Below are 19,574 nucleotides of genomic sequence, written 5' to 3'. Positions count from 1 at the left end.
GGCGCGCAGGGCGCAAGGTGGCGCCGCGCGGTGGTGCCGCTCTCTCGGCCAGAGGGGGCAGCCCGCCGGTCACTCACGACCGCCAATGGGGGGACTTGCGGTCTCCTATGACTCGACACCGTCCCGCCGTTGACGCGGAGGGGCGCCTGGTCCAGAGGTTGCGACGCTAGTGCAGGGACGTTTCAAGAGGGATGGCAACGCTGCGGCGGACCCGGAGCTGCGTGGCGGGACCGACCGCGCCTCCGCGCCCCAGCCCGCCCAGAGCAGCGGTGTGCCGTCCGACCGTGGCGGCCAGGCACCGGGCGGTGACGCCGCGGACGGCGCCACGTCCGGTGCGTCGAAGGGGTCGAAGGGTACGACCGGTCCCGGCAGCCGAATAGCGCTGCGCAACTGGCGCATCAGCACCCGTCTGGTCTCCCTGCTGGCGCTGCCCGTGGTCGCCGCGACCACCCTGGGCGCGATGCGTATCGACACGCAGCTGGACAACATCGACGCGCTCGACCAGATGCAGCTGCTCACGGAGATGACGCGGCAGGCCACCGAGCTCGCCGACGCCCTCCAGGTGGAGCGGGACAAGTCGGCCGGCCCGCTGGCCGGCACCGGCAACGTCAAGGACGATGCGAACGTCGTGGCGCCGCGCGAGGCGACCGACCGCGCCCGGCTCTCGTTCAACCAGGCCACCGGTGACGTCCGCGCCGGGGACTCCACGATGGCCGGCGTCCGCGCCACCATTCTGGAGATCGGGCGCCAGCTCACCACCCTCAACGAGATCCGCGCCAGTGCCTACAAGGACCCCAACAACGCGGCGCGCACGGTCAACGAATACAACCAGCTGATCAACTCCCTGCTCTCGCTCTCCCAGGACATGGCGCAGGCGACCAGCAACCCGGAGATGATCCAGTCGACGCGTGCCCTGGCGGCGTTCTCGTCGGCCAAGGAATACGCGTCGATGCAGCGTGCCCTGGTCAGCGCCGGCCTGGCGCACAAGGGCGGCGCCCAGCTCTCCACCAACGACCGGCAGGCCGGCCGTACCGCCGAGAACGACGAGAAGGCCTCCCGGGACCGTTTCGCGCTGATCTACGCCAACAACGCCATCTCCCTGACCCGTGGTCTGGACGGCAACAACGACGAGATCAAGTCCGCGTACGCGTTTGCGCACCGCGCCTTCGCGAACAGCACCGGCATCCGCAGCAAGGAGTACAAGTACCTCGACTGGTACGACTCCGACTCGGTCAAGATCGCCGAGATGTCGCGGATCGAGACCACGCTGCTGTCCGAGATGCAGCAGAAGTCCCGCGAGCTGCGCAACGACGCGACCCAGGACGCGATCCTCAACGGTGCGCTGATCCTGCTCGTCCTCGGCGTCTCGCTGGTCGGCGCGTTCGTCGTGGCGCGGTCCATGGTCCGCTCGCTGCGCCGGCTGCAGGACACCGCGCAGAAGGTCGCCCAGGACCGGCTGCCCGAGCTGGTCAAGCAGCTGTCGGAGTCCGACCCGCAGGACGTGGACACCTCCGTCGAGTCGGTCGGTGTGCACAGCCGGGACGAGATCGGCCGGGTGGCCGCGGCCTTCGACGACGTGCACCGCGAGGCGGTCCGCCTCGCCTCCGAGCAGGCGCTGCTGCGGGGCAACGTCAACGCGATGTTCACCAACCTCTCGCGCCGCTCGCAGGGTCTGATTCAGCGTCAGCTGTCGCTGATCTCCGAACTGGAATCGCGCGAGGCCGACCCGGACCAGCTGTCCTCGCTGTTCAAGCTGGACCACCTCGCCACCCGAATGCGCCGTAACGGTGAGAACCTCCTGGTCCTCGCCGGTGAGGAGCCGGGACGCCGGTGGACGCGGCCGGTGCCGCTGGTCGACGTCCTGCGTGCCGCCGCGTCCGAGGTGGAGCAGTACGAGCGCATCGAGCTGAACGCCGTCCCGCAGACCGAGGTCGCGGGCCGGGTCGTCAACGACCTCGTGCACCTGCTCGCCGAGCTGCTGGAGAACGCCACCTCGTTCTCCTCGCCGCAGACCAAGGTCAAGGTCACCGGTCATGCGCTGCCCGACGGCCGGGTGCTGGTCGAGATCCACGACACCGGTATCGGCCTGTCCCCCGAGGACCTCTCCGCGATCAACGAGCGGCTGGCCAGCCCGCCGACCGTGGACGTTTCGGTGTCCCGCCGGATGGGTCTGTTCGTGGTCGGCCGCCTGTCGCTGCGGCACGGCATCCGTATCCAGCTGCGGCCCTCCGACTCCGGTGGCACCACCGCGCTGGTCATGCTGCCGGTCGATGTCGCCCAGGGCGGCAAGAAGCCCGCTCCCTCGGCCGGCCCCAAGAGCGGTGCCGACGTGGGCGGTGCGCCCTCCAGCCGGCTCTCCGGGCTCCAGCCGCGCGGTCAGGTCGGTGCGGGCCCCTCGGCCGGGCGCCCCGCGCTGCCCGCCCGTGGTGGCCCCGGCGGAGCCGGCGGTCCTGGCGGCGGTGCGGCGAGCGCCTTCGGTGGTGCGGGCGCGGCCCGCCGTCCGAACGGCCCCGGTGCGCCCGCCGACGGCCGTCCGGCCGCCGGTCAGCCCGGCGCGCTGCCCGCCCGTGGCGCGGACGCCGGCCGCCCGCCCGCCGGACGGAACCCCGCTGCGCCCTCTGCTCAGAACCCGACCGTCGCACCCCCGACGGGTGCGCCGCAGCGCGAGGAGCGGCCGCAGCTGCCGCCGCGCGGGCCCGCGGCCGAACTGCCGGGTGGTCCCGGCACGTCCGGCGGCCGGGACGGCGCCACGAGCTGGGGCGCACGCCGTGAGCGCGGCGCCGACGACGACTGGCCGCTGGCGCCCCGCGAGACGCAGGACCGGCCGCGTGGCCACGAGGAGCCGGAGAACACCGGCAGCTTCGAGCGTCCCGCGCCCGGTGGCGGCCCCGCCGACACCACGGCCTTCGCCCGCCCCGACTTCAACGGTCCGCCGCCCGGTGCACAGGGCGGGCGCGGCCCGGCCGACACCACGCAGTTCACCCGGCCGGGCGCCGGTGACACCGGCAGCTTCGCGCTGCCCGGCGGTGAGCGGCAGCCGGCGGGTGCCGGCGGCGGCGCCGGCGGTTCCGCTGAGCCGGACCCGTACGAAACCGGGCAGTTCGCGACGACCGGCCAGTTCCCGCGGCCCGAGCCCGAGCCGGACCCGTACGAAACCGGCCGGCTCCCGGTGCAGCAGCCCCGGTCCCGGGACGAGCTCGGCGACGCCGACGCGGGCCCCGGTGACGGCCGTACGCCGATCTTCGACACCATCGAGTCGAACTGGTTCAGCCACCCGGCGTCCGCCGCTGCCGGGGTGCCGCCCCGGCAGGGCGGTGCCCCCGAGGCCGATGCGCCGTCGCTGCCGCGCCGCGAGGCCGCGCAGGACACCCCTGCCGCCGCGGACTCCGGCCAGTGGCGCAGCTCGCCCAACGACGAGACCTGGCAGCGTGCGGAGCAGATCCGTCAGCCCGCCGCCGGCGGTATCACCACGTCCGGACTGCCCCGCCGGGTCCCGCGCGCGAACCTCGTCGCGGGCACCGCGCAACAGCAGCAGTCTCCCCAGACCGGTCCGCAGGTCTCGCGTGCGCCCAGTGACGTGCGCGGGCGGCTGACCAATCTCCGCCGGGGTATCCAGCAGGGCCGGCAGGCCGGAGGGACCTCCTCCACCGGCAACCACGGCATTGTTGACCCCACTCACCAGCAGGAGCGTTAGTTGAGTCCGATGAGCCAGGCGGCGCAGAACCTGAACTGGTTGATCACCAACTTCGTGGACAACACCCCAGGGGTGTCCCACACCGTGGTGGTCTCCGCGGACGGGCTGCTCCTCGCGATGTCCGAGGGCTTCCCGCGCGACCGCGCCGACCAGTTGGCGGCGGTGGCTTCCGGCCTGACCTCGCTGACCTCGGGTGCGTCCCGGATCTTCGAGGGCGGTACCGTCAACCAGACCGTGGTGGAGATGGAGCGTGGCTTCCTCTTCATCATGTCCGTCTCGGACGGATCGTCACTGGCCGTGCTCGCACACCCCGAGTGCGACATCGGCCTGGTCGGTTACGAGATGGCCCTGCTGGTCGACCGCGCGGGTACGGTGCTGACGCCGGATCTGCGCGCCGAACTGCAGGGCAGCCTGCTGAACTAGGCGTCCGCAGCGCCGTATTGTCCAGCTTTTCCACCCACCTGGTGCCGCACCCCCCACCGGCCCAACCCGACGACACGTCAGTTGTCCCGCCCGGAGGACCCATGACCCCGCCACCCGCCACTTCCGGCCCGTACGGCGCCTACAGCCAAGCGCCGTACGGGAGCGAAGGTGACCAGCCGCTGGTGCGCCCGTACGCCATGACCGGAGGCCGGACCCGGCCGCGCTACCAGCTCGCCATCGAGGCGCTGGTCAGCACGACCGCCGACCCCTCCCAGCTGCCCGGACTGCTGCCCGAGCACCAGCGGATCTGCACGCTGTGCCGTGAGGTCAAGTCGGTGGCGGAGGTCTCCGCGCTGCTGCACATCCCGCTGGGTGTGGCGCGGATCCTCGTGGCGGACCTGGCAGAGGCGGGGATGGTGGCCATTCACCAGCCCGGCGGAAGTGGCGAGGCCGGCGGCGCGCCGGATGTGACCTTGCTGGAGAGGGTGCTCAGTGGACTTCGCAAGCTCTGACGCGGGCTTCGAGCAGAGCGCGGCCCGCGCCACGACCTCGGCGAAGATCGTGGTGGCGGGCGTCAGGACCGCTTCTGGTTCATGTGGGACGACCTGGTCCGCGGCGCCATCGGCGCCGTGGTGCTGGTCGACACCCGCCGCCTGGCCGACTGCTTCCCCGCCGTCGACTACTTCGAGAACAGCGGGCTGCCGTTCGTCGTCGCCCTCAACGGCTTCGAGGGACACCAGCCCTATACGCCCGAAGAGGTCCGTGAGGCGCTGCAGATCGGGCCCGGTACGCCGATCATCACCACCGACGCGCGGCACCGCAGCGAGGCCAAGAGCGCGCTCATCACGCTTGTCGAGCACGCGCTGATGGCCCGCCTTCAGTAGGTCGGAAATCCGGGGAGGGAAAGTCCGCGCGGTTTCCGCGCGGTTCCCGTATGGATCTGTGTCCTTCGACACGCCCGCAGATTTGCTTCATAACGTTTCGACAGTGAATCAGCTGGCGTTCGACACCCCTCGCGCATGTGTGGCTTCGCTGTGCTCACAATTCCCTCGCCATTTGGCGCCGCTCGCCCTTAACGCCCCATTTATCTCTCGCTCTCACGGGCCTTCTCCGGCTTTGTGCAGTGTTTGGAACGCACCGCCCTGACGTGCTGAAATTCGCTGAACTACGGAGTAGTAACGCCCAGAAGAAACGGCACACCACGTACGTGCCGGCGCCGAGAGGTTGTTGGTCGAGTGAGGCGAAGCAAGGAGAGCCCCGAGCCGCAGGAACCGCGGCGGGGCAACTTCACCCCGCCGCCGCGAGGCGGGGTACCGGCTGCCGACGTGCCCGAGAACCCGGTCGCGAAGCCTCCGGTCAGCGGCAGTAAGTACTCCCCGCGCAACTGGCGCGTGGCCACCCGCCTGAACGCCATCCTGCTGATTCCCGTATTGCTCGCCCTGGTTTTCGGCGGTCTGCGGGTCAACAGCTCGTTCGCCACCTGGCAGGAGGCGCAGGACGCGGAGAACACCGCGAAACTCGTTCGCGCCGCGCTTTCCTACAGCAATGCCCTGATCGACGAGCGGGACCGCACCGCCGCCCCGCTGCTGAAGGGCCAGAAGGACGACCCGGCCGTCGAAGAGGCGCGCAACGCCACGGACGACGCCGGGGAGGCCTTCCACCAGGCCGCCAACGCCATGCCGGACAAGCCGGGCCTCAAGCGCCGGCTCGCCGCGTTCGAGGAGGTCGAGCCCAAGCTCGACGAGCTGCGCAAGACGGCCTACACCTCCCGGCTGCACGGCGTGCAGACCGAAGAGGGCTACGTCAGGATCCAGCACCCGCTGATGGAGTTCGCCAACGAACTCGGTCTGGGCACCGGCAACATCACCTCCTACGGCCGCACCGTCTACGCCGTCGCGCTGGCGAAGGCCGCCGAGTCGCTGCAGCGCTCCATCGGCACCCATCTGCTGGTCGACCCGGCGTCCCCGCAGGGCGGCAAGGAGCACAAGCTCCAGCTGACCTCGTTCGCGTCGTACCGCTATCTGGAGGGCATCGCCATCGGCGAGTACACCTCCGGCGGTACGCCCGAGGACGTCGAGCGGCTGAAGAAGGACGCCGCCGCCCTGAAGGCGAAGGCGCAGGAGCTGGTGGCGCAGGCCAAGCAGCAGGCGGACGCGGCCGGCCGGCCGTTCCGTACGCCGCCGTCCATCGACCAGATGTCGACCCTCATCGCCACCGGCGCGGCACCGGAGACGCTCGCCCCGCGCGGCATCACCTCCGACACCTGGTTCGCGGCCGCGACCGGCAAGTTCACGATGTACCGGTCCATCGAGAAGGACCTCGCGGACAAGGCGGTCAACGAGGCCGCGCAGATCTCCGCCGACGCCAAGCGGTCCACCTTCGTGGACTCCGCGATCGCGCTGGCCGCCCTGATCATCGCCTTCGTGGTGGCCGGGCTGATGGCCCGCCGGATGAGCCGCAGCATGCGCCAGCTGCGCACCGCCGCCTTCGGCATCGCCGAGCAGCGGCTGCCGATGCTGGTCGACCAGCTCTCCCGTACGGACCCGGGCCGGGTCGACACCCGTGTCCAGCCGATCCCGATCTCGACCACGGACGAGATCGGCGAGGTCGCCCGCGCCTTCGACCAGGTGCACCGCGAGGCCGTGCGGCTCGCCGCCGAGCAGGCGCTGCTGCGGGGCAACGTCAACGCGATCTTCACCAACCTCTCGCAGCGCAACCAGGGTCTGATCGAGCGGCAGCTGACGCTGATCACCGACCTGGAGAACAACGAGGCGGACCCGGACCAGCTGGAGAGCCTCTTCCGGCTCGACCACCTCGCCACCCGTATGCGGCGTAACGGCGAGAACCTCCTGATCCTCGCGGGCGAGGACCCGGGCCGCCGCTGGAACCAGCCGGTGCCGCTGGTGGACGTGCTGCGCGCGGCGACGTCCGAGGTCGAGTCGTACGAGCGAATAGAGCTCACCGGCGTCCCCGAGAGCGAGATCCACGGCACCGCCGTGACCGACCTCGTGCACCTGCTGTCCGAGCTGCTGGAGAACGCCACCACGTTCTCCTCACCGCAGACCAAGGTGCGGGTGGCCGCGACCCGGCTGCCCGACGGCCGGGTGATGATCGAGATCCACGACAAGGGCATCGGGCTGACCCCCGAGGACTTCGCGGACATCAACCACAAGCTGGCCAACCCGCCGAGCGTGGACGCCGCGGTCTCCCAGCGGATGGGCCTGTTCGTGGTCGGCCGGCTGGCCGACCGGCACGGCATCCGCGTCCAGCTGCGCCCGTCGGGCGAGCAGGCCGGCACCACCTCGCTGGTCATGCTGCCCGAGGCGATCACCCACGGCGGTGGCGGCGAGGAGCAGTTCGAGGACGACTTCACGGTCTCCCGGATCGTTCCCGAGCACGAGCAGGCGGCGTACGAGGACCGTCAGCGCACCGCCGCCGAGCTGGGCTTCGACGACACCGGTTTCGTTTCCTCCGACGCCGCCGAGCTGGACCCGGTGGGCCGCTCCCTGCTCCGCGAGGAGCGCCGTGCGGCGCTCGAGGCCCAGGCGAACGGCCAGCCGGCCACGGCCGACCCCGCTGACCCCTTCGGGGGCTTCGGGGACCGGGCGGGCTTCCCCGAACAGCCGTCGCATTCCGGCCAGGGGGCATATGCGGAAGCCGATCAGCCGCTCTACGACGACCGGTCCTACGGCAGTGTGGCGTTCGGCGACCCGGGCACCTCGGGTACCACTGGCCAGCACCCGTACGTTTCCGGCGAAGCGCCCGACCAGGGCGACCGTGCCGAACGACCGGCGTTCGACGGCTACTTCGGGACCGAAGCGGAATCTGACCGGAATACAACTGCCGCTCCCGCTGATGCGTCCGAGCGCGTAACATTCGACCGTCCGGGCCCCTCCCCGAGCGACTCCCCCATGCTGACCGACGCCGGCCTTCCGCGCCGCGGAGGCCGTGGTCAGCAGTCACCGCAGGCTCAGCCTCAGGCTCAGCAGCAGTGGCAGGAGCAGCCCGTGGAGCCGATGGCGCCCCCGCAGCAGCGGAACGCCGCGGTCAACGGCCAGGACAGCTCCGAATGGCGCAGCTCCAACGACGAGCGCTGGGAGCGGGCGGAGCGGCTGCGCCAGCCCTCGGCTGGCGGGGTCACTGCCTCCGGTCTCCCCCGGCGGGTGCCCAAGGCCAACCTGGTCGAAGGCGCCGCGGAGCAGACCCCGCAGGGCGGCCCTCAGGTCTCCCGCGCCCCGGAGGACGTACGCGGCCGGCTGAGCAATCTGCGCCGTGGTGTCCAGCAGGGACGCAACGCGGGCGCGGAACCCCAGAATGACCGACAGGGCTTCGGCCCCGGCAGCACCTACGATCAGGAGCGTTAGTGTGAGCCCGATGAGCCAGGCGGCGCAGAATCTGAACTGGTTGATCACCAACTTCGTGGACAACACCCCTGGGGTGTCCCACACGGTCGTGGTCTCCGCGGACGGACTCCTCCTCGCCATGTCCGAGGGGTTCCCTCGTGACAGAGCCGATCAGTTGGCGGCGGTGGCCTCCGGGCTGACCTCGCTGACGGCCGGCGCCTCCCGCATCTTCGAGGGCGGGAGCGTGAACCAGACCGTGGTGGAGATGGAGCGCGGCTTCCTCTTCATCATGTCCGTCTCGGACGGATCGTCGCTGGCCGTGCTCGCGCACCCCGAGTGCGACATCGGCCTCGTCGGTTACGAGATGGCCTTGCTGGTCGACCGCGCGGGCAATGTTCTGACGCCCGATCTGCGCGCCGAACTGCAAGGGAGCCTTCTCAACTAGCAGACAGGCAGTGCGTTTCCCGCCACCGCGCCTTATGGTTCGGTGGCGCGACCGGCGTCAGATTGGCAAGTTGGAGGAGGAGACGTGGCAACGCCCCCTAGCGGATACCCGTACGGTTCCGGGCCCGAGCCCGGTCCTGGTGGCGAGACCCAGCAGAACCGCTTCAACTTCCCGTCTGCGCCGAGCCACCGGCCGCAGCGGTCCGAACCGCCGCGGCCGCCGCAGCACCAGCATCCGCCGCAGCGGCCGTACGGCTCCCAGCCGTACGAGCCGTCGCCGTACGAACAGCCGCAGGCGCCCCGCATCCAGCCGGTGCAGCCTTCGCGGCCCAAGCCCGAGCCCGCCCCCGTCGGGGGAACGCACAATCCGCTCGTGCGCCCGTACGCGATGACCGGGGGCCGGACCCGGCCGCGCTACCAGCTCGCCATCGAGGCGCTGGTCAGCACGACCGCCGACCCCTCGCGGATGCAGGGCCAGCTGCCGGAGCACCAGCGCATCTGCCACCTCTGCCGCGAGATCAAATCGGTGGCCGAGATCTCGGCCCTGCTCTCCATTCCCCTCGGCGTCGCCCGGATCCTCGTCGCCGACCTGGCGGAGGCCGGACTCGTCGCCATCCATCAGCCCGGCGGGGACGAGACCGCCGGCGGACAGCCAGATGTGACACTGCTCGAAAGGGTGCTCAGTGGACTTCGCAAGCTCTAGCGGTGCAGCCCGCTCCACCACCTCCGCGAAGATCGTGGTGGCGGGCGGCTTCGGCGTGGTCAGGACCGCTTCTGGTTCATGTGGGACGACCTGGTCCGCGGCGCCATCGGCGCCGTGGTGCTGGTCGACACCCGCCGCCTGGCCGACTGCTTCCCCGCGGTCGACTACTTCGAGAACTCCGGCCTCCCGTTCGTCATCGCCCTCAACGGCTTCGACGGACACCAGCCCTACACGCCGGACGAGGTGCGTGAGGCCCTGCAGATCGGCCCGGACGCACCGATCATCATCACCGACGCGCGCCACCGCAGCGAGGCCAAGAGCGCGCTCATCACGCTCGTGGAGCACGCCCTGATGGCGCGCCTGCGGTAGTTGACGCCTACGAGCTCCCCGTGCTCGTACGCTCCGCCGTATACGCCGAAGGCCCCCGGACACCTGCCAGGTGCGGGGGCCTTCGGCGTGCCCGCACGCACCGGGCCCGCACGCACTGGGGCCCGTACGCGCCGTGCGTACGGGCCCCAGGTCGTCGCTCAGGGACGGCGGCCAAGTGCGGCCGCTACTTCTTGCCGGGCGCGGGGCACTCCTTCCAGGCGAAGTGGTAGAGGGTGTTGATGCTGCCGTCCGTGGAGTCCATCGCCATGAAGCTGGTGGCCGAGGGCTTGGCTGCCGTGGCGTCCACCCGCAGTTCGGTGTTGATGTTGAAGTACCGCTGTTCCCCGCACGGGGCGTAGACCAGCGCATCGATGTCGGTCTCGTCCGACGTCTGCCAGTTGGTGTCGTAGGGACCGCTGAACGTATGGCGCTTGCGGTTGGTCTCCTGCGAGCCCTGGAAGTAGTAGCCGGCCTGTTCCAGCCCCTTGGCACCCGGGGCCAGGGAGGCGTAGCCGCGGTAGTCGGCCCGCGCGATCGCGTAGGTGAAGCCCTGGGGAACATGCACGTTCAGCGCGATCTGGCAGTTCTTGCGGGCGTCGGTGGGCTTGCTGTCGCCGCCCGCCTGGGCGAGGTATTCGCTGTAGGTGACGGTGAACGCGGTGTTGTCCGGCGCGATGGCCACCGCGGCGCTGCCGGGTCTGCAGCCCGAACCGTTCACCGTGGCGACATCAATGGTGATCTTGCCCGTCGGCGGTTCGTCGCCGACCCGGGCCATCGGAGTGGGGGCTGCCGATCCGGCGAGGAGCAGGGCCGCCGCCGCGGCAGCAGCACCGAAAGTGCTGAGCATGGCACTTCCTTCCGGTCGTCCTGGCACGGGCCCGCGTCGCGGGATCGCCAGGAGGGGGATGACGAGTGCATGCCAGCACGGGGATCTCTGCCTGAACAGACAGGCCCATGCGGATTAGGGCGAACCTACGCCTGGTTTTGGACGCCCCACGTTGTCGGCTTTCCCGCCGTGGGAGTCCGCTGCGCTTTGCCTGGGCCGACGTGTCGGGCTTTCTCCCGGTTGCGCCTGCGACGGGATGGTTGCCGCTGCGCGGGGCTGTCCGGCAGCGGCACCGGGCTTACACGGCTCCGCCGCTACAGCCCGGCACCTCCCCGTTGTGGGTGGGGAAAACACGTGGGGGTGCCCGTAGGCGGTCGGGCGCGCCCAGTGGACGAGTCATGGGGATCTGGACACTCGACGCGCGCCCCCACCGGCCTCTTCACCCCCACTCACGGGAGGGGCCGCACCGCAGGACGGAGTCCGGAGGTGTGGCACCGCACCCGTACAAACCCACGCCCGCCGCAGGCGCAACGGCGAGAAGCACCTACGGCGGGGCGGACGAAAACGTGGGGAGAGGCCTAGCGTGGCGTCACCGCCGCCAGCTGGTCGCCCCGTGGAACCCGTACTGCCGCTCAAGTCGCCGCCAGCGGGCGGCAGTCGTGCGGGGCTGGGCCTGGGCGGCAGCCGGGCCGTGGGCGGCGCGGGCCAGGAGGACGGCGGTGAGGGCGGCGAGTTCTTCCTCGCTGGCCTCGCCCTTCTCGACGCGGATGGAGCGGGCGGTATCGGCAGGGTTCACAGCAGTTGTCTCGATTCTGCGGAGTCGTGGTGGCTGCGTGCGGTGACTACTGGGGCGGGTTGCCGTGCTTGCGCGCCGGCAGGTCCGCGTGCTTGGTGCGGAGCATCTCCAGGGAGCGGATCAGCACCTGGCGGGTGTCGGACGGGTCGATGACGTCGTCGACCAGGCCGCGCTCGGCCGCGTAGTACGGGTGCATCAGCTCGGACTTGTATTCCTTGACCATGCGCGCGCGCATCGCGTCGGGGTCCTCGGCGTCGGCGATCTGCCGCCGGAAGATGACACCGGCGGCGCCCTCGGCGCCCATCACCGCGATCTCGTTCGTGGGCCAGGCGTAGGTCAGGTCCGCACCGATGGACTGCGAGTCCATGACGATGTACGCGCCGCCGTAGGCCTTGCGCAGCACGATGGAGATACGCGGGACCGTGGCGTTGCAGTACGCGTACAGCAGCTTGGCGCCGTGGCGGATGATGCCGCCGTGCTCCTGGTCGACGCCCGGGAGGAAGCCGGGGACGTCCAGGAGGGTGATGATCGGGATGTTGAAGGCGTCGCACATCTGGACGAAGCGGGCGGCCTTCTCGGACGCCTCGATGTCCAGCACACCGGCCAGCGACTGCGGCTGGTTGGCGATGATGCCGACGACGCGGCCGTCCAGGCGGGACAGCGCGCAGATGATGTTGGTCGCCCAGCGCTCGTGGATCTCGAGGTACTCGCCGTCGTCGACGATCTCCTCGATGACCTTGTGCATGTCGTACGGGCGGTTGCCGTCGGCCGGTACGAGGTCGAGCAGGACGTCGCCGGAACGGTCGGCCGGGTCCTCGCAGTCGACCGTCGGCGGGTTCTCCCGGTTGTTGGACGGCAGCAGCGAGAGGAGGTAGCGGACCTCCTCCAGGCAGGTGGCCTCGTCGTCGTAGGCGAAGTGGCACACACCGGAGGTCTCGGCGTGCACATCGGCGCCGCCCAGGCCGTTCTGGGTGATCTCCTCGCCGGTGACGGCGCGCACGACGTCCGGACCGGTGATGAACATCTGGGACGTCTCGCGGACCATGAAGACGAAGTCCGTCAGGGCCGGCGAGTACGCGGCGCCGCCGGCGCAGGGGCCGAGCATGACGCTTATCTGCGGGATGACACCCGACGCCTTGGTGTTGCGCTGGAAGATGCCGCCGTAGCCGGCCAGCGCCGAGACGCCCTCCTGGATACGGGCGCCGGCGCCGTCGTTCAGCGAGACCAGCGGCGCACCGGCCTGGATGGCCATGTCCATGATCTTGTGGATCTTGGTGGCATGCGCTTCGCCGAGCGCGCCGCCGAAGATCCGGAAGTCGTGGGCGTAGACGAAGACGGTGCGGCCGTGGACCGTGCCCCAGCCGGTGATCACGCCGTCGGTGTAGGGCTTCTTGGCCTCCAGGCCGAAACCCGTCGCCCGGTGCCGCCGCAGCGGCTCGACCTCGTTGAACGACCCCTCGTCCAGGAGGAGGTCGATCCGCTCACGGGCGGTGAGCTTGCCCTTGGCGCGCTGGGCCTCGGTGGCCCGCTCGCTGGGGCCTCGCCGGGCCTGCTCACGGATGGCGTGCAGTTCGGCGACGCGCCCGCGGGCGTCGTTGGCACCGGCGGGCGCATCTTCGACAGTGGTCATGTATCGACGGTACGTGTGCGGACCCCGCGGCACCGATGTTGGTTTCGTACAACGTCGGGTCCGATTTCGTGGGCAGGCAGCACAGAAACGCACCGTGTGTGTTGCGCGTCCGGGCCTCCGCACAGGTGGCGGAAGATTGCTCCGACTGTATGAGGCCGACAAACCGCGGACCGGCGGCGTGGTATCCGGTGGTAACTGCCGGCGGTCCGGTTCAGCCCAGGGCGACCGTGCAGCGGTGGGTGGCGCAGGCCGTGCCGGGGGTGAGCCGCAGGCGGAGCGTGGGGCCCGTTCCCAGGACCTCCACGGAGGGATCGTGGCGGAGGACCGCGCGCACCGGCCGGGACCAGGTGATCTCCAGTGGGGCGCCGGTGCGCTCGGGGGCCGCCGCGCAGAGCGTCGCGGTCCGCCCGTACTCCCGTACCAGGACGCTCGCCGGGCCGCCACTGGTGAGCTCCCCCGCACCGCCCGCCCGCCAGAAGTTGGCGGCCGTTACGCCGAGGGAGTGCACCGATACGGCCTGACGGGTGGAGTCGTTGGCGAGCACGGCCAGCCAGTGCCGGTCGGCGGCGCGGGCGGCGAGGGTGCGCGCCGTGGCACCCGGCATGAGCAGATAGGCGTAGCGGGCGTCGGTGGGGTCGGTGCCGTGGTCGTGCCAGAGGGTGAGATAGCGGCGGGTGAGCGGGGCCGGGTCGGAGCCGGTGTTGATGTCGTGCCAGGAGCCGGTGCGGTCCTCGCGGCGTACGGTCAGCGAGGCGCCGCCGGGGAAGACATAACCGACACCGCCGCCGTGGCCGTCCAGGTGTGCCCAGTGGGCTCTCCTGTGGCAGGTGGTGTGGCCGAGGGTGCCGGGCTGGGGTACGCCGTCGACGGTCAGCAGGGCGTCGCCCCGCTCCCCCAGACAGCGGTTGTCGACGACCGTCTCGGCCGGTACGCCGTCGCGTGCGGTGATCCCGGCGCCCAGGCAGACGACGGTGTCCGCCAGGAAGAACCAGGACTTCTTGGCGGTGAGGGTCGAGGACAGGCCCCGTACGTCCTGTCCGACAGCGGCGTATGCGCCGTCCGTGGTGCCGCCGACCCATCGCACGGCGGGTTTGGGTTCGCCCCAGCCGCCGCCTTCGTTGTCGGCCAGCCGCTTGGTGGACACCGTCGTGCCGGGCAGCCGGTAGGGGTCGACGGTGGGCCAGAAGGCGTCGGTGTACTGATCGCCGCCGAAGTCGGCGCCCCACCAGGAGAGCATTCCGGCGCCGGTGTGCCAGCCGCGCGGGTTCTCGCCGTTGCCGTTCTCGTAGTACGTGATCCGGTCGGAGGCCATGGACAGCCCGGCGGCCCAGCCGGGGCGGCGGTGCACGGCGCGGTCCATGGCGGGGAAGAGGCGGTGACCGACGGGTTCCGGGGCGGCGGGCGCGGGGCCGTCGGCGATGGCGGCGAGGCGGGCCAGGTCGGCGACCGTGTACTGCCGGTCGGTGAGCACCGGCAGCGTACGGTCGCGCGCGATCCAGCCCTTGATCATGCCGTGCCAGCGCGCCCGCTCCCCGGCGCTCGCGGCCTCGGCGAGCAGGGCCACGGCGGCGATCAGCGCATGCCCGTGGTAGTGGTCGCTGCGCATGACGCGCCGTTCGTCGCTGCGCAGGTAACCCCGGCTGATGGCACGCCCGTTGACGCCGTCCATCATCAGGCCGTTGTGGAGCAGGGGCGCATACGCGTGCTCGACGCTGTCGAAGATGATCTGCCGGGCGGGGTCGGTGACCGCCCAGGCCGACCCGTCGAGGAGGGCGAACAGCCGCCCCAGCCCGTCCAGCAGCACATAGCCGTACGTGCCCGAGTAGGCGACCCAGCTGTGCTGGACGAAGGAGCCGTCGGCGTAGAGGCCGTCGCCCTTCGTCACATACGGGAAGACCGGCGAGAGGGCGTCGCGGGCGAGGGCGATCTTGGCGGGGGCGCGGCCGAGGATGCCGCGCAGGGCGACGACGCGGCAGAGGTCGACGCGGTTGGCGCCGGTGCTGGTGCCCGTGTAGTCGCCGAGCGCGGCGTCGGGGACGAAGTGGTCGACGGCGGCGAGGTAGCAGGCGCGTGGGGCGTCGCCGAGCCGTTCGTCGACGATCGCCAGGGTGTCCAGCAGCAGCCGCGGGGTGCCGATCTGCCAGTCCCACCAGTTGCCGTAGCGGGTGGTGTCGGTGTTGTAGACGGTGGCGGAGAGGTGGTCGAGACCGGCGATGACGGCGGCGACGAGATCCGGGTCCCCGGTGTGGCCGGTGCCGGGCTGGGCGTATGCCTGAGCCATGGTGTTCAGCCGGCCGTAGCTGCGGGTGATCCCGGACGAGGGGTCGTACGGGCAGTCGGGCCAGAGGGAACGGGCCTCGGGCCGCATGCGGGTGCGGAACCCTTCCGCGAGATCGCCGGTTTCCTGGAGCGCCGCGGCATAGGGCGCGGCGGCCGGGTCGAAGCCGGTGCCGAGGGTGAGGTCGACCCAGCGGGCGCGGAGGACGGCGTATGCGTCGTCGGGCGCGGCGTACGCGGGCCCGGCGGGTGACGAGAGGCCCAGCGTCCCCGCCGTCGAGACGGCGAGGAATCCTCGGCGGGACCACGGGGACGGATCGGGGAATCTCGGCACGGTCGGTCCTCTCGACAGCATCAACGAGGTGGTGGCGCTGAGCACTTGAGGGCGTTGGGACGGTGTAGCACGGCCGGTGCGCGGCGGCAACGACCGCGGCGGAACGGCGTCCGGAGCCACCCGAAAACCAATCGATTGAACTTTGAACTAAATCTGCTACGCTCAATTTCGTTGAACGTTAAATCAACCTGCCGCTACCGAGGAGGAGCCATGGCTCTGTTCACCCGCACCAAGCGCAACGCCGCCCCCGCCGGCACCACGACCCCCGCTGCCGCCCCGGTGGCGGACCCCGCGCTCGCCGCGCTGACCGGCGACTACACCATCGACCCGGCCCACAGCAGCATCGGCTTCACCGTCCGGCACGCCATGGTCACCAACGTCCGCGGCACCTTCGGCGAGCACGAGGGAGTCCTGCGCCTCGACGGCACCGACCCCGCCCGCTCCACCGCCACCCTCGACATCAAGACCGCCGCCATCGACACCGGCATCGCCGACCGCGACGCCCATCTGCGCAGCGCCGACTTCTTCGACGCCGAGGCCTTCCCGCTGATGAGCTTCCGCAGCACCGCCGCCGAGCAGATCTCCGGCGACCGCTTCCGCATCACCGGCGACCTGACCATCAAGGACGTCACCAAGCCGCTCACCATCGACCTGGACTTCCACGGCTCGGCCACCGACGTCTACGGCGCCGAGCGGGTCGGCTTCGAGGGCCGCGCCGAGATCCTGCGCTCCGGGTGGGGCCTGACCTGGAACGCCGCGCTGGAGGCCGGCGGCGTGATGGTCAGCGACAAGGTCAAGCTCACCTTCGACATCTCCGCGGTCCGGGTCTGACGGCCACCGACACCGACGCGGAGGACGCAGCGGAACGCGAGGGCCCCGGCAGCCGTGCCGGGGCCCTCGCGTTCCGCTGCGTCCGCGGCTGCGACCGCGTCGTCGTGCTACCCCTGTGGCTCCACCCCGGCCCGCAGCAGCCCATAGGCATACGCGTCATCGAGCGCCTGCCAGCTCGCCGCGATCACGTTCTCCGCCACGCCGACCGTCGACCACTCCCCCTGACCGTCGCTGGTCGAGACGAGGACCCGGGTGATGGACCCCGTTCCCTGGGCGCCCTCCAGGATGCGGACCTTGTAGTCGACCAGCTCCAGACGGGCGAGCTGCGGATAGATCCGCTCCAGCGAGCCCCGCAGCGCTCGGTCCAGCGCGTTGACCGGGCCGTTGCCCTCGGCGGTGGCGACGATCCGCTCGCCCTTGGCCCACAGCTTCACGGTCGCCTCGTTGGCGTGGGTGCCGTCGGGGCGGTCCTCGACGATCGCGCGCCAGGATTCGACGGTGAAGTAGCGCAGCGGCGCGCCGCGGACCTCCTCGCGCAGCAGCAGTTCGAACGACGCGTCGGCGGCCTCGTACGTGTAGCCCGCCAGTTCGCGCTCCTTGACCCGCTCGACGACCCGGCCGACCAGCTCGCGGTCGCCGCCCAGATCGATGCCGAGCTCCTTGCCCTTGAGCTCGATGGAGGCCCGGCCCGCCATGTCGGAGACCAGCATCCGCATGGTGTTGCCGACCAGCGCCGGGTCGATGTGCTGGTAGAGGTCCGGGTCCACCTTGATCGCGGAGGCGTGCAGTCCGGCCTTGTGGGCGAAGGCGGAGACGCCGACGTAGGGCTGGTGGGTGGAGGGGGTGAGGTTGACGACCTCGGCGATGGCGTGCGAGATCCGGGTGGTCTCGGCGAGCTTGCCCTCGGGCAGGACATGCCGCCCGTACTTGAGCTCCAGAGCCGCGACGACCGGGAAGAGGTTGGAGTTGCCGACCCGCTCGCCGTAGCCGTTGGCGGTGCACTGGACGTGGGTGGCGCCCGCGTCCACGGCGGCCAGGGTGTTGGCGACGGCGCAGCCGGTGTCGTCCTGGGCGTGGATGCCCAGCCGGGCGCCGGTGTCCGCGAGGACGGTCCGTACGACGGCGGTGATCTGCGCGGGCAGCATGCCGCCGTTGGTGTCGCAGAGGACGACGACATCGGCGCCGGCCTCGCTCGCGGTGCGGACGACCTGCTTGGCGTAGACCGGGTCGAGGGCATAGCCGTCGAAGAAGTGCTCGCAGTCCAGGAACACCCGGCGGCCCTGGGCGCGCAGATAGGCGACGGTGTCCCGCACCATCGCGAGGTTCTCCTCCGGCGTGGTGCGCAGCGCCAGTTCCACGTGCCCGACATGGGACTTGGCGACCAGGGTGATGACCGGGGCCTGCGAGTCCAGGAGGGCGGCGACCTGGGCGTCGTCCTCGACGCGGACGCCGGCCTTGCGGGTGGCGCCGAAGGCGACGAGCTGAGCGTGCCGGAAGCCGATCTCCGTACGGGCCCGCTCGAAGAACTCGGTGTCGCGCGGGTTGGCGCCGGGCCAGCCGCCCTCGATGAAGCCCACGCCGAAGTCGTCCAGGTGCCGGGCGATGGTCAGCTTGTCGCTGACGGTCAGGTTGATGCCCTCGCGCTGCGCGCCGTCGCGGAGCGTCGTGTCGAACACATGGAAGTCGTCGGACACGGCCTGTGCGGGCACGTCCGTGGGTTCGGGTACGTCCGTCATGCTGGTCTGGCTCCTGTCGGGTCTCGGTCTACCGGATGACCGGTTCCACCGTCCCTCCATGGTCCCTCGCGCTCCGCGTCCGGTGAGTGGTGGGCCGGAAACGAAAAAACCTCTCGCGGGTGCGAGAGGTCTGCGCGCGGGTCTGGGACGACGATGGCCGCGCCGTACTCGGTTCGTACGGGGCGGTCACTGCGGACCGGCGCGCCTGCTGCCAATAATCATGGCGAACGAGAGCACGGGGGCAGTCTGGCACAAACCGCCCCCGCGCCGCCGTCCGTCTCAGGATGCGAGCAGGCGCTCGCCTTCGGTGTCGTCCGCGGCGCCCTTGCCCACGCGGTGGGGATCGATGTCGCGGGTCTGGCGCGGTGGGATTCCCTCCCTGGCGCCCGTGGTGACGGTGCGCCTTGAGCCGGGTTCCTGGTTCCTTCCCACCTTGGGGTGCGAAATGCCGTCACGACGTGTTGATCGATGCCCGGCTCTCTCAAACCGGCCTTCGGCGTCCGGCCCGGCGTATTCCACGGATCCCTCCGTGGCGCCGCTCACGGATTCAGCGACTCGTCGAAGAATTCCGCTACCTCCTGGCGTACCTGCTCCCGGGTCGTGCCCGGCAGCCCCACCACCAGGTGGGTGCCGAAGCCGTCGAGGAGAGCCCGGGTGCGGGTGGCGAAGCGTTCGGGGTCGACGGGCCGGAATTCGCCCTTGGAGGTGCCTTCGACGAGGAGGGCGACCAGGTCGCGGTGCCAGGCGAGTTCCAGGTCGAGCTGGCGTTCGCGGGTTTCGTCGTCGGCGTTCTGGGAGCGGTTCCAGACCTCCAGCCAGAGGGTCCAGCGCGGGTCGCGGTGGCCGACGGGGAGGTAGAGGTCGACGAGGGCGTCCAGGCGTTCGCGGGCGGGGACGCGGCGGGAGAGGGCGGCCCGGCGTTCGGTGCCGAGCTGCTCCTCGCTCCACTGGAGGGTCTGGAGGAGCAGCTCGTCCTTGGTGCCGAAGTAGTACAGGATGTGGCCGCTGCTCATGCCGACCTCGCGGCCGAGGCCCGCCATGGTCAGCCGGTCCAGGCCCTCCGCGGCGATGGTGGCCATCGCCGCGGCGAGCACCTGTTCGCGGGGCTGGTTGAGCCGCCGCCGGGGACGGCGCGCAGGTACGGGACCGGGCACGGGAGGGACCTCCG

Annotated in this window: 14 protein-coding genes and 2 pseudogenes; 9 read left to right on the top strand and 7 right to left on the bottom strand. The window is 71.0% G+C overall.

The window, feature by feature from the left end:
- The first annotated feature begins 169 nt into the window (after window positions 1–169).
- The 8 genes and pseudogenes from ADL29_RS02960 (at window position 170) to ADL29_RS02925 (ending at window position 9,976) form a co-directional block, all read left to right on the top strand.
- A complete protein-coding gene (locus ADL29_RS02960) occupies window positions 170–3,694 on the top strand; it encodes a sensor histidine kinase (RefSeq protein ID WP_053922156.1) in 3,525 nt (1,174 codons plus the stop codon).
- A gap of 9 nt (window positions 3,695–3,703) precedes the next feature.
- Window positions 3,704–4,117 carry a roadblock/LC7 domain-containing protein gene (locus ADL29_RS02955; RefSeq protein WP_039632486.1) on the top strand — a complete coding sequence of 138 codons (414 nt, stop codon included), beginning with the start codon at window positions 3,704–3,706 and terminating at the stop codon, window positions 4,115–4,117.
- 101 nt (window positions 4,118–4,218) lie between these two features.
- A complete protein-coding gene (locus ADL29_RS02950; RefSeq protein ID WP_053922155.1) occupies window positions 4,219–4,629 on the top strand; it encodes a DUF742 domain-containing protein in 411 nt (136 codons plus the stop codon).
- Between the two features lie 63 nt (window positions 4,630–4,692).
- Window positions 4,693–5,001, top strand: a pseudogene (locus ADL29_RS02945) (GTP-binding protein); the annotation flags it as partial.
- 351 nt (window positions 5,002–5,352) lie between these two features.
- Complete coding sequence (locus tag ADL29_RS02940; RefSeq protein ID WP_053922154.1) at window positions 5,353–8,481, top strand: nitrate- and nitrite sensing domain-containing protein; 3,129 nt, start codon at window positions 5,353–5,355, stop codon at window positions 8,479–8,481.
- A 10-nt stretch (window positions 8,482–8,491) separates the two neighbouring features.
- Window positions 8,492–8,905 carry a roadblock/LC7 domain-containing protein gene (locus tag ADL29_RS02935; RefSeq protein ID WP_044368295.1) on the top strand — a complete coding sequence of 138 codons (414 nt, stop codon included), beginning with the start codon at window positions 8,492–8,494 and terminating at the stop codon, window positions 8,903–8,905.
- Between the two features lie 84 nt (window positions 8,906–8,989).
- A complete protein-coding gene (locus ADL29_RS02930; RefSeq protein WP_053922153.1) occupies window positions 8,990–9,607 on the top strand; it encodes a DUF742 domain-containing protein in 618 nt (205 codons plus the stop codon).
- Window positions 9,588–9,976: pseudogene (locus ADL29_RS02925) on the top strand (GTP-binding protein). Before ADL29_RS02930 ends, ADL29_RS02925 begins: the two are co-directional and overlap by 20 nt.
- A gap of 184 nt (window positions 9,977–10,160) precedes the next feature.
- Here the strand turns inward: ADL29_RS02925 and ADL29_RS02920 are convergent.
- From ADL29_RS02920 to ADL29_RS02905, 4 genes are all read right to left on the bottom strand, one after another.
- Window positions 10,161–10,823: a DUF4360 domain-containing protein gene (locus tag ADL29_RS02920; RefSeq protein ID WP_046925833.1), complete on the bottom strand. Its 663-nt coding sequence runs from the start codon at window positions 10,821–10,823 to the stop codon at window positions 10,161–10,163.
- Window positions 10,824–11,391: 568 nt separating this feature from the next.
- Window positions 11,392–11,598: an acyl-CoA carboxylase epsilon subunit gene (locus tag ADL29_RS02915; RefSeq protein WP_046925834.1), complete on the bottom strand. Its 207-nt coding sequence runs from the start codon at window positions 11,596–11,598 to the stop codon at window positions 11,392–11,394.
- A gap of 46 nt (window positions 11,599–11,644) precedes the next feature.
- Window positions 11,645–13,228 carry an acyl-CoA carboxylase subunit beta gene (locus ADL29_RS02910; protein WP_046925835.1) on the bottom strand — a complete coding sequence of 528 codons (1,584 nt, stop codon included), beginning with the start codon at window positions 13,226–13,228 and terminating at the stop codon, window positions 11,645–11,647.
- Between the two features lie 211 nt (window positions 13,229–13,439).
- Window positions 13,440–15,860 (bottom strand): polysaccharide lyase 8 family protein, encoded by a 2,421-nt coding sequence (locus ADL29_RS02905; RefSeq protein WP_053922253.1) that lies wholly within the window; start codon window positions 15,858–15,860, stop codon window positions 13,440–13,442.
- A gap of 189 nt (window positions 15,861–16,049) precedes the next feature.
- Here ADL29_RS02905 and ADL29_RS02900 point away from each other — a divergent pair, with 189 nt between their 5' ends.
- Window positions 16,050–16,670 carry a YceI family protein gene (locus tag ADL29_RS02900; RefSeq protein ID WP_053922152.1) on the top strand — a complete coding sequence of 207 codons (621 nt, stop codon included), beginning with the start codon at window positions 16,050–16,052 and terminating at the stop codon, window positions 16,668–16,670.
- Window positions 16,671–16,777: 107 nt separating this feature from the next.
- On the opposite strand, the gene cimA is transcribed toward ADL29_RS02900, so the two are convergent.
- From cimA to ADL29_RS02890, 3 genes are all read right to left on the bottom strand, one after another.
- Window positions 16,778–18,406, bottom strand: coding sequence for a citramalate synthase (gene cimA / locus ADL29_RS02895; RefSeq protein WP_053922151.1), 1,629 nt, complete (start codon window positions 18,404–18,406; stop codon window positions 16,778–16,780).
- A gap of 279 nt (window positions 18,407–18,685) precedes the next feature.
- Entirely contained in the window at window positions 18,686–18,925 is a 240-nt protein-coding gene (locus ADL29_RS43280; protein WP_157878360.1) for a hypothetical protein, read from the bottom strand.
- A gap of 20 nt (window positions 18,926–18,945) precedes the next feature.
- Complete coding sequence (locus ADL29_RS02890) at window positions 18,946–19,560, bottom strand: TetR/AcrR family transcriptional regulator (protein WP_046925839.1); 615 nt, start codon at window positions 19,558–19,560, stop codon at window positions 18,946–18,948.
- Between the last annotated feature and the right edge of the window lie 14 nt (window positions 19,561–19,574).

Source organism: Streptomyces chattanoogensis (genome assembly GCF_001294335.1).
GTDB lineage: Bacteria > Actinomycetota > Actinomycetes > Streptomycetales > Streptomycetaceae > Streptomyces > Streptomyces chattanoogensis.
This window is presented reverse-complemented; position numbering and strand designations above follow the sequence as displayed.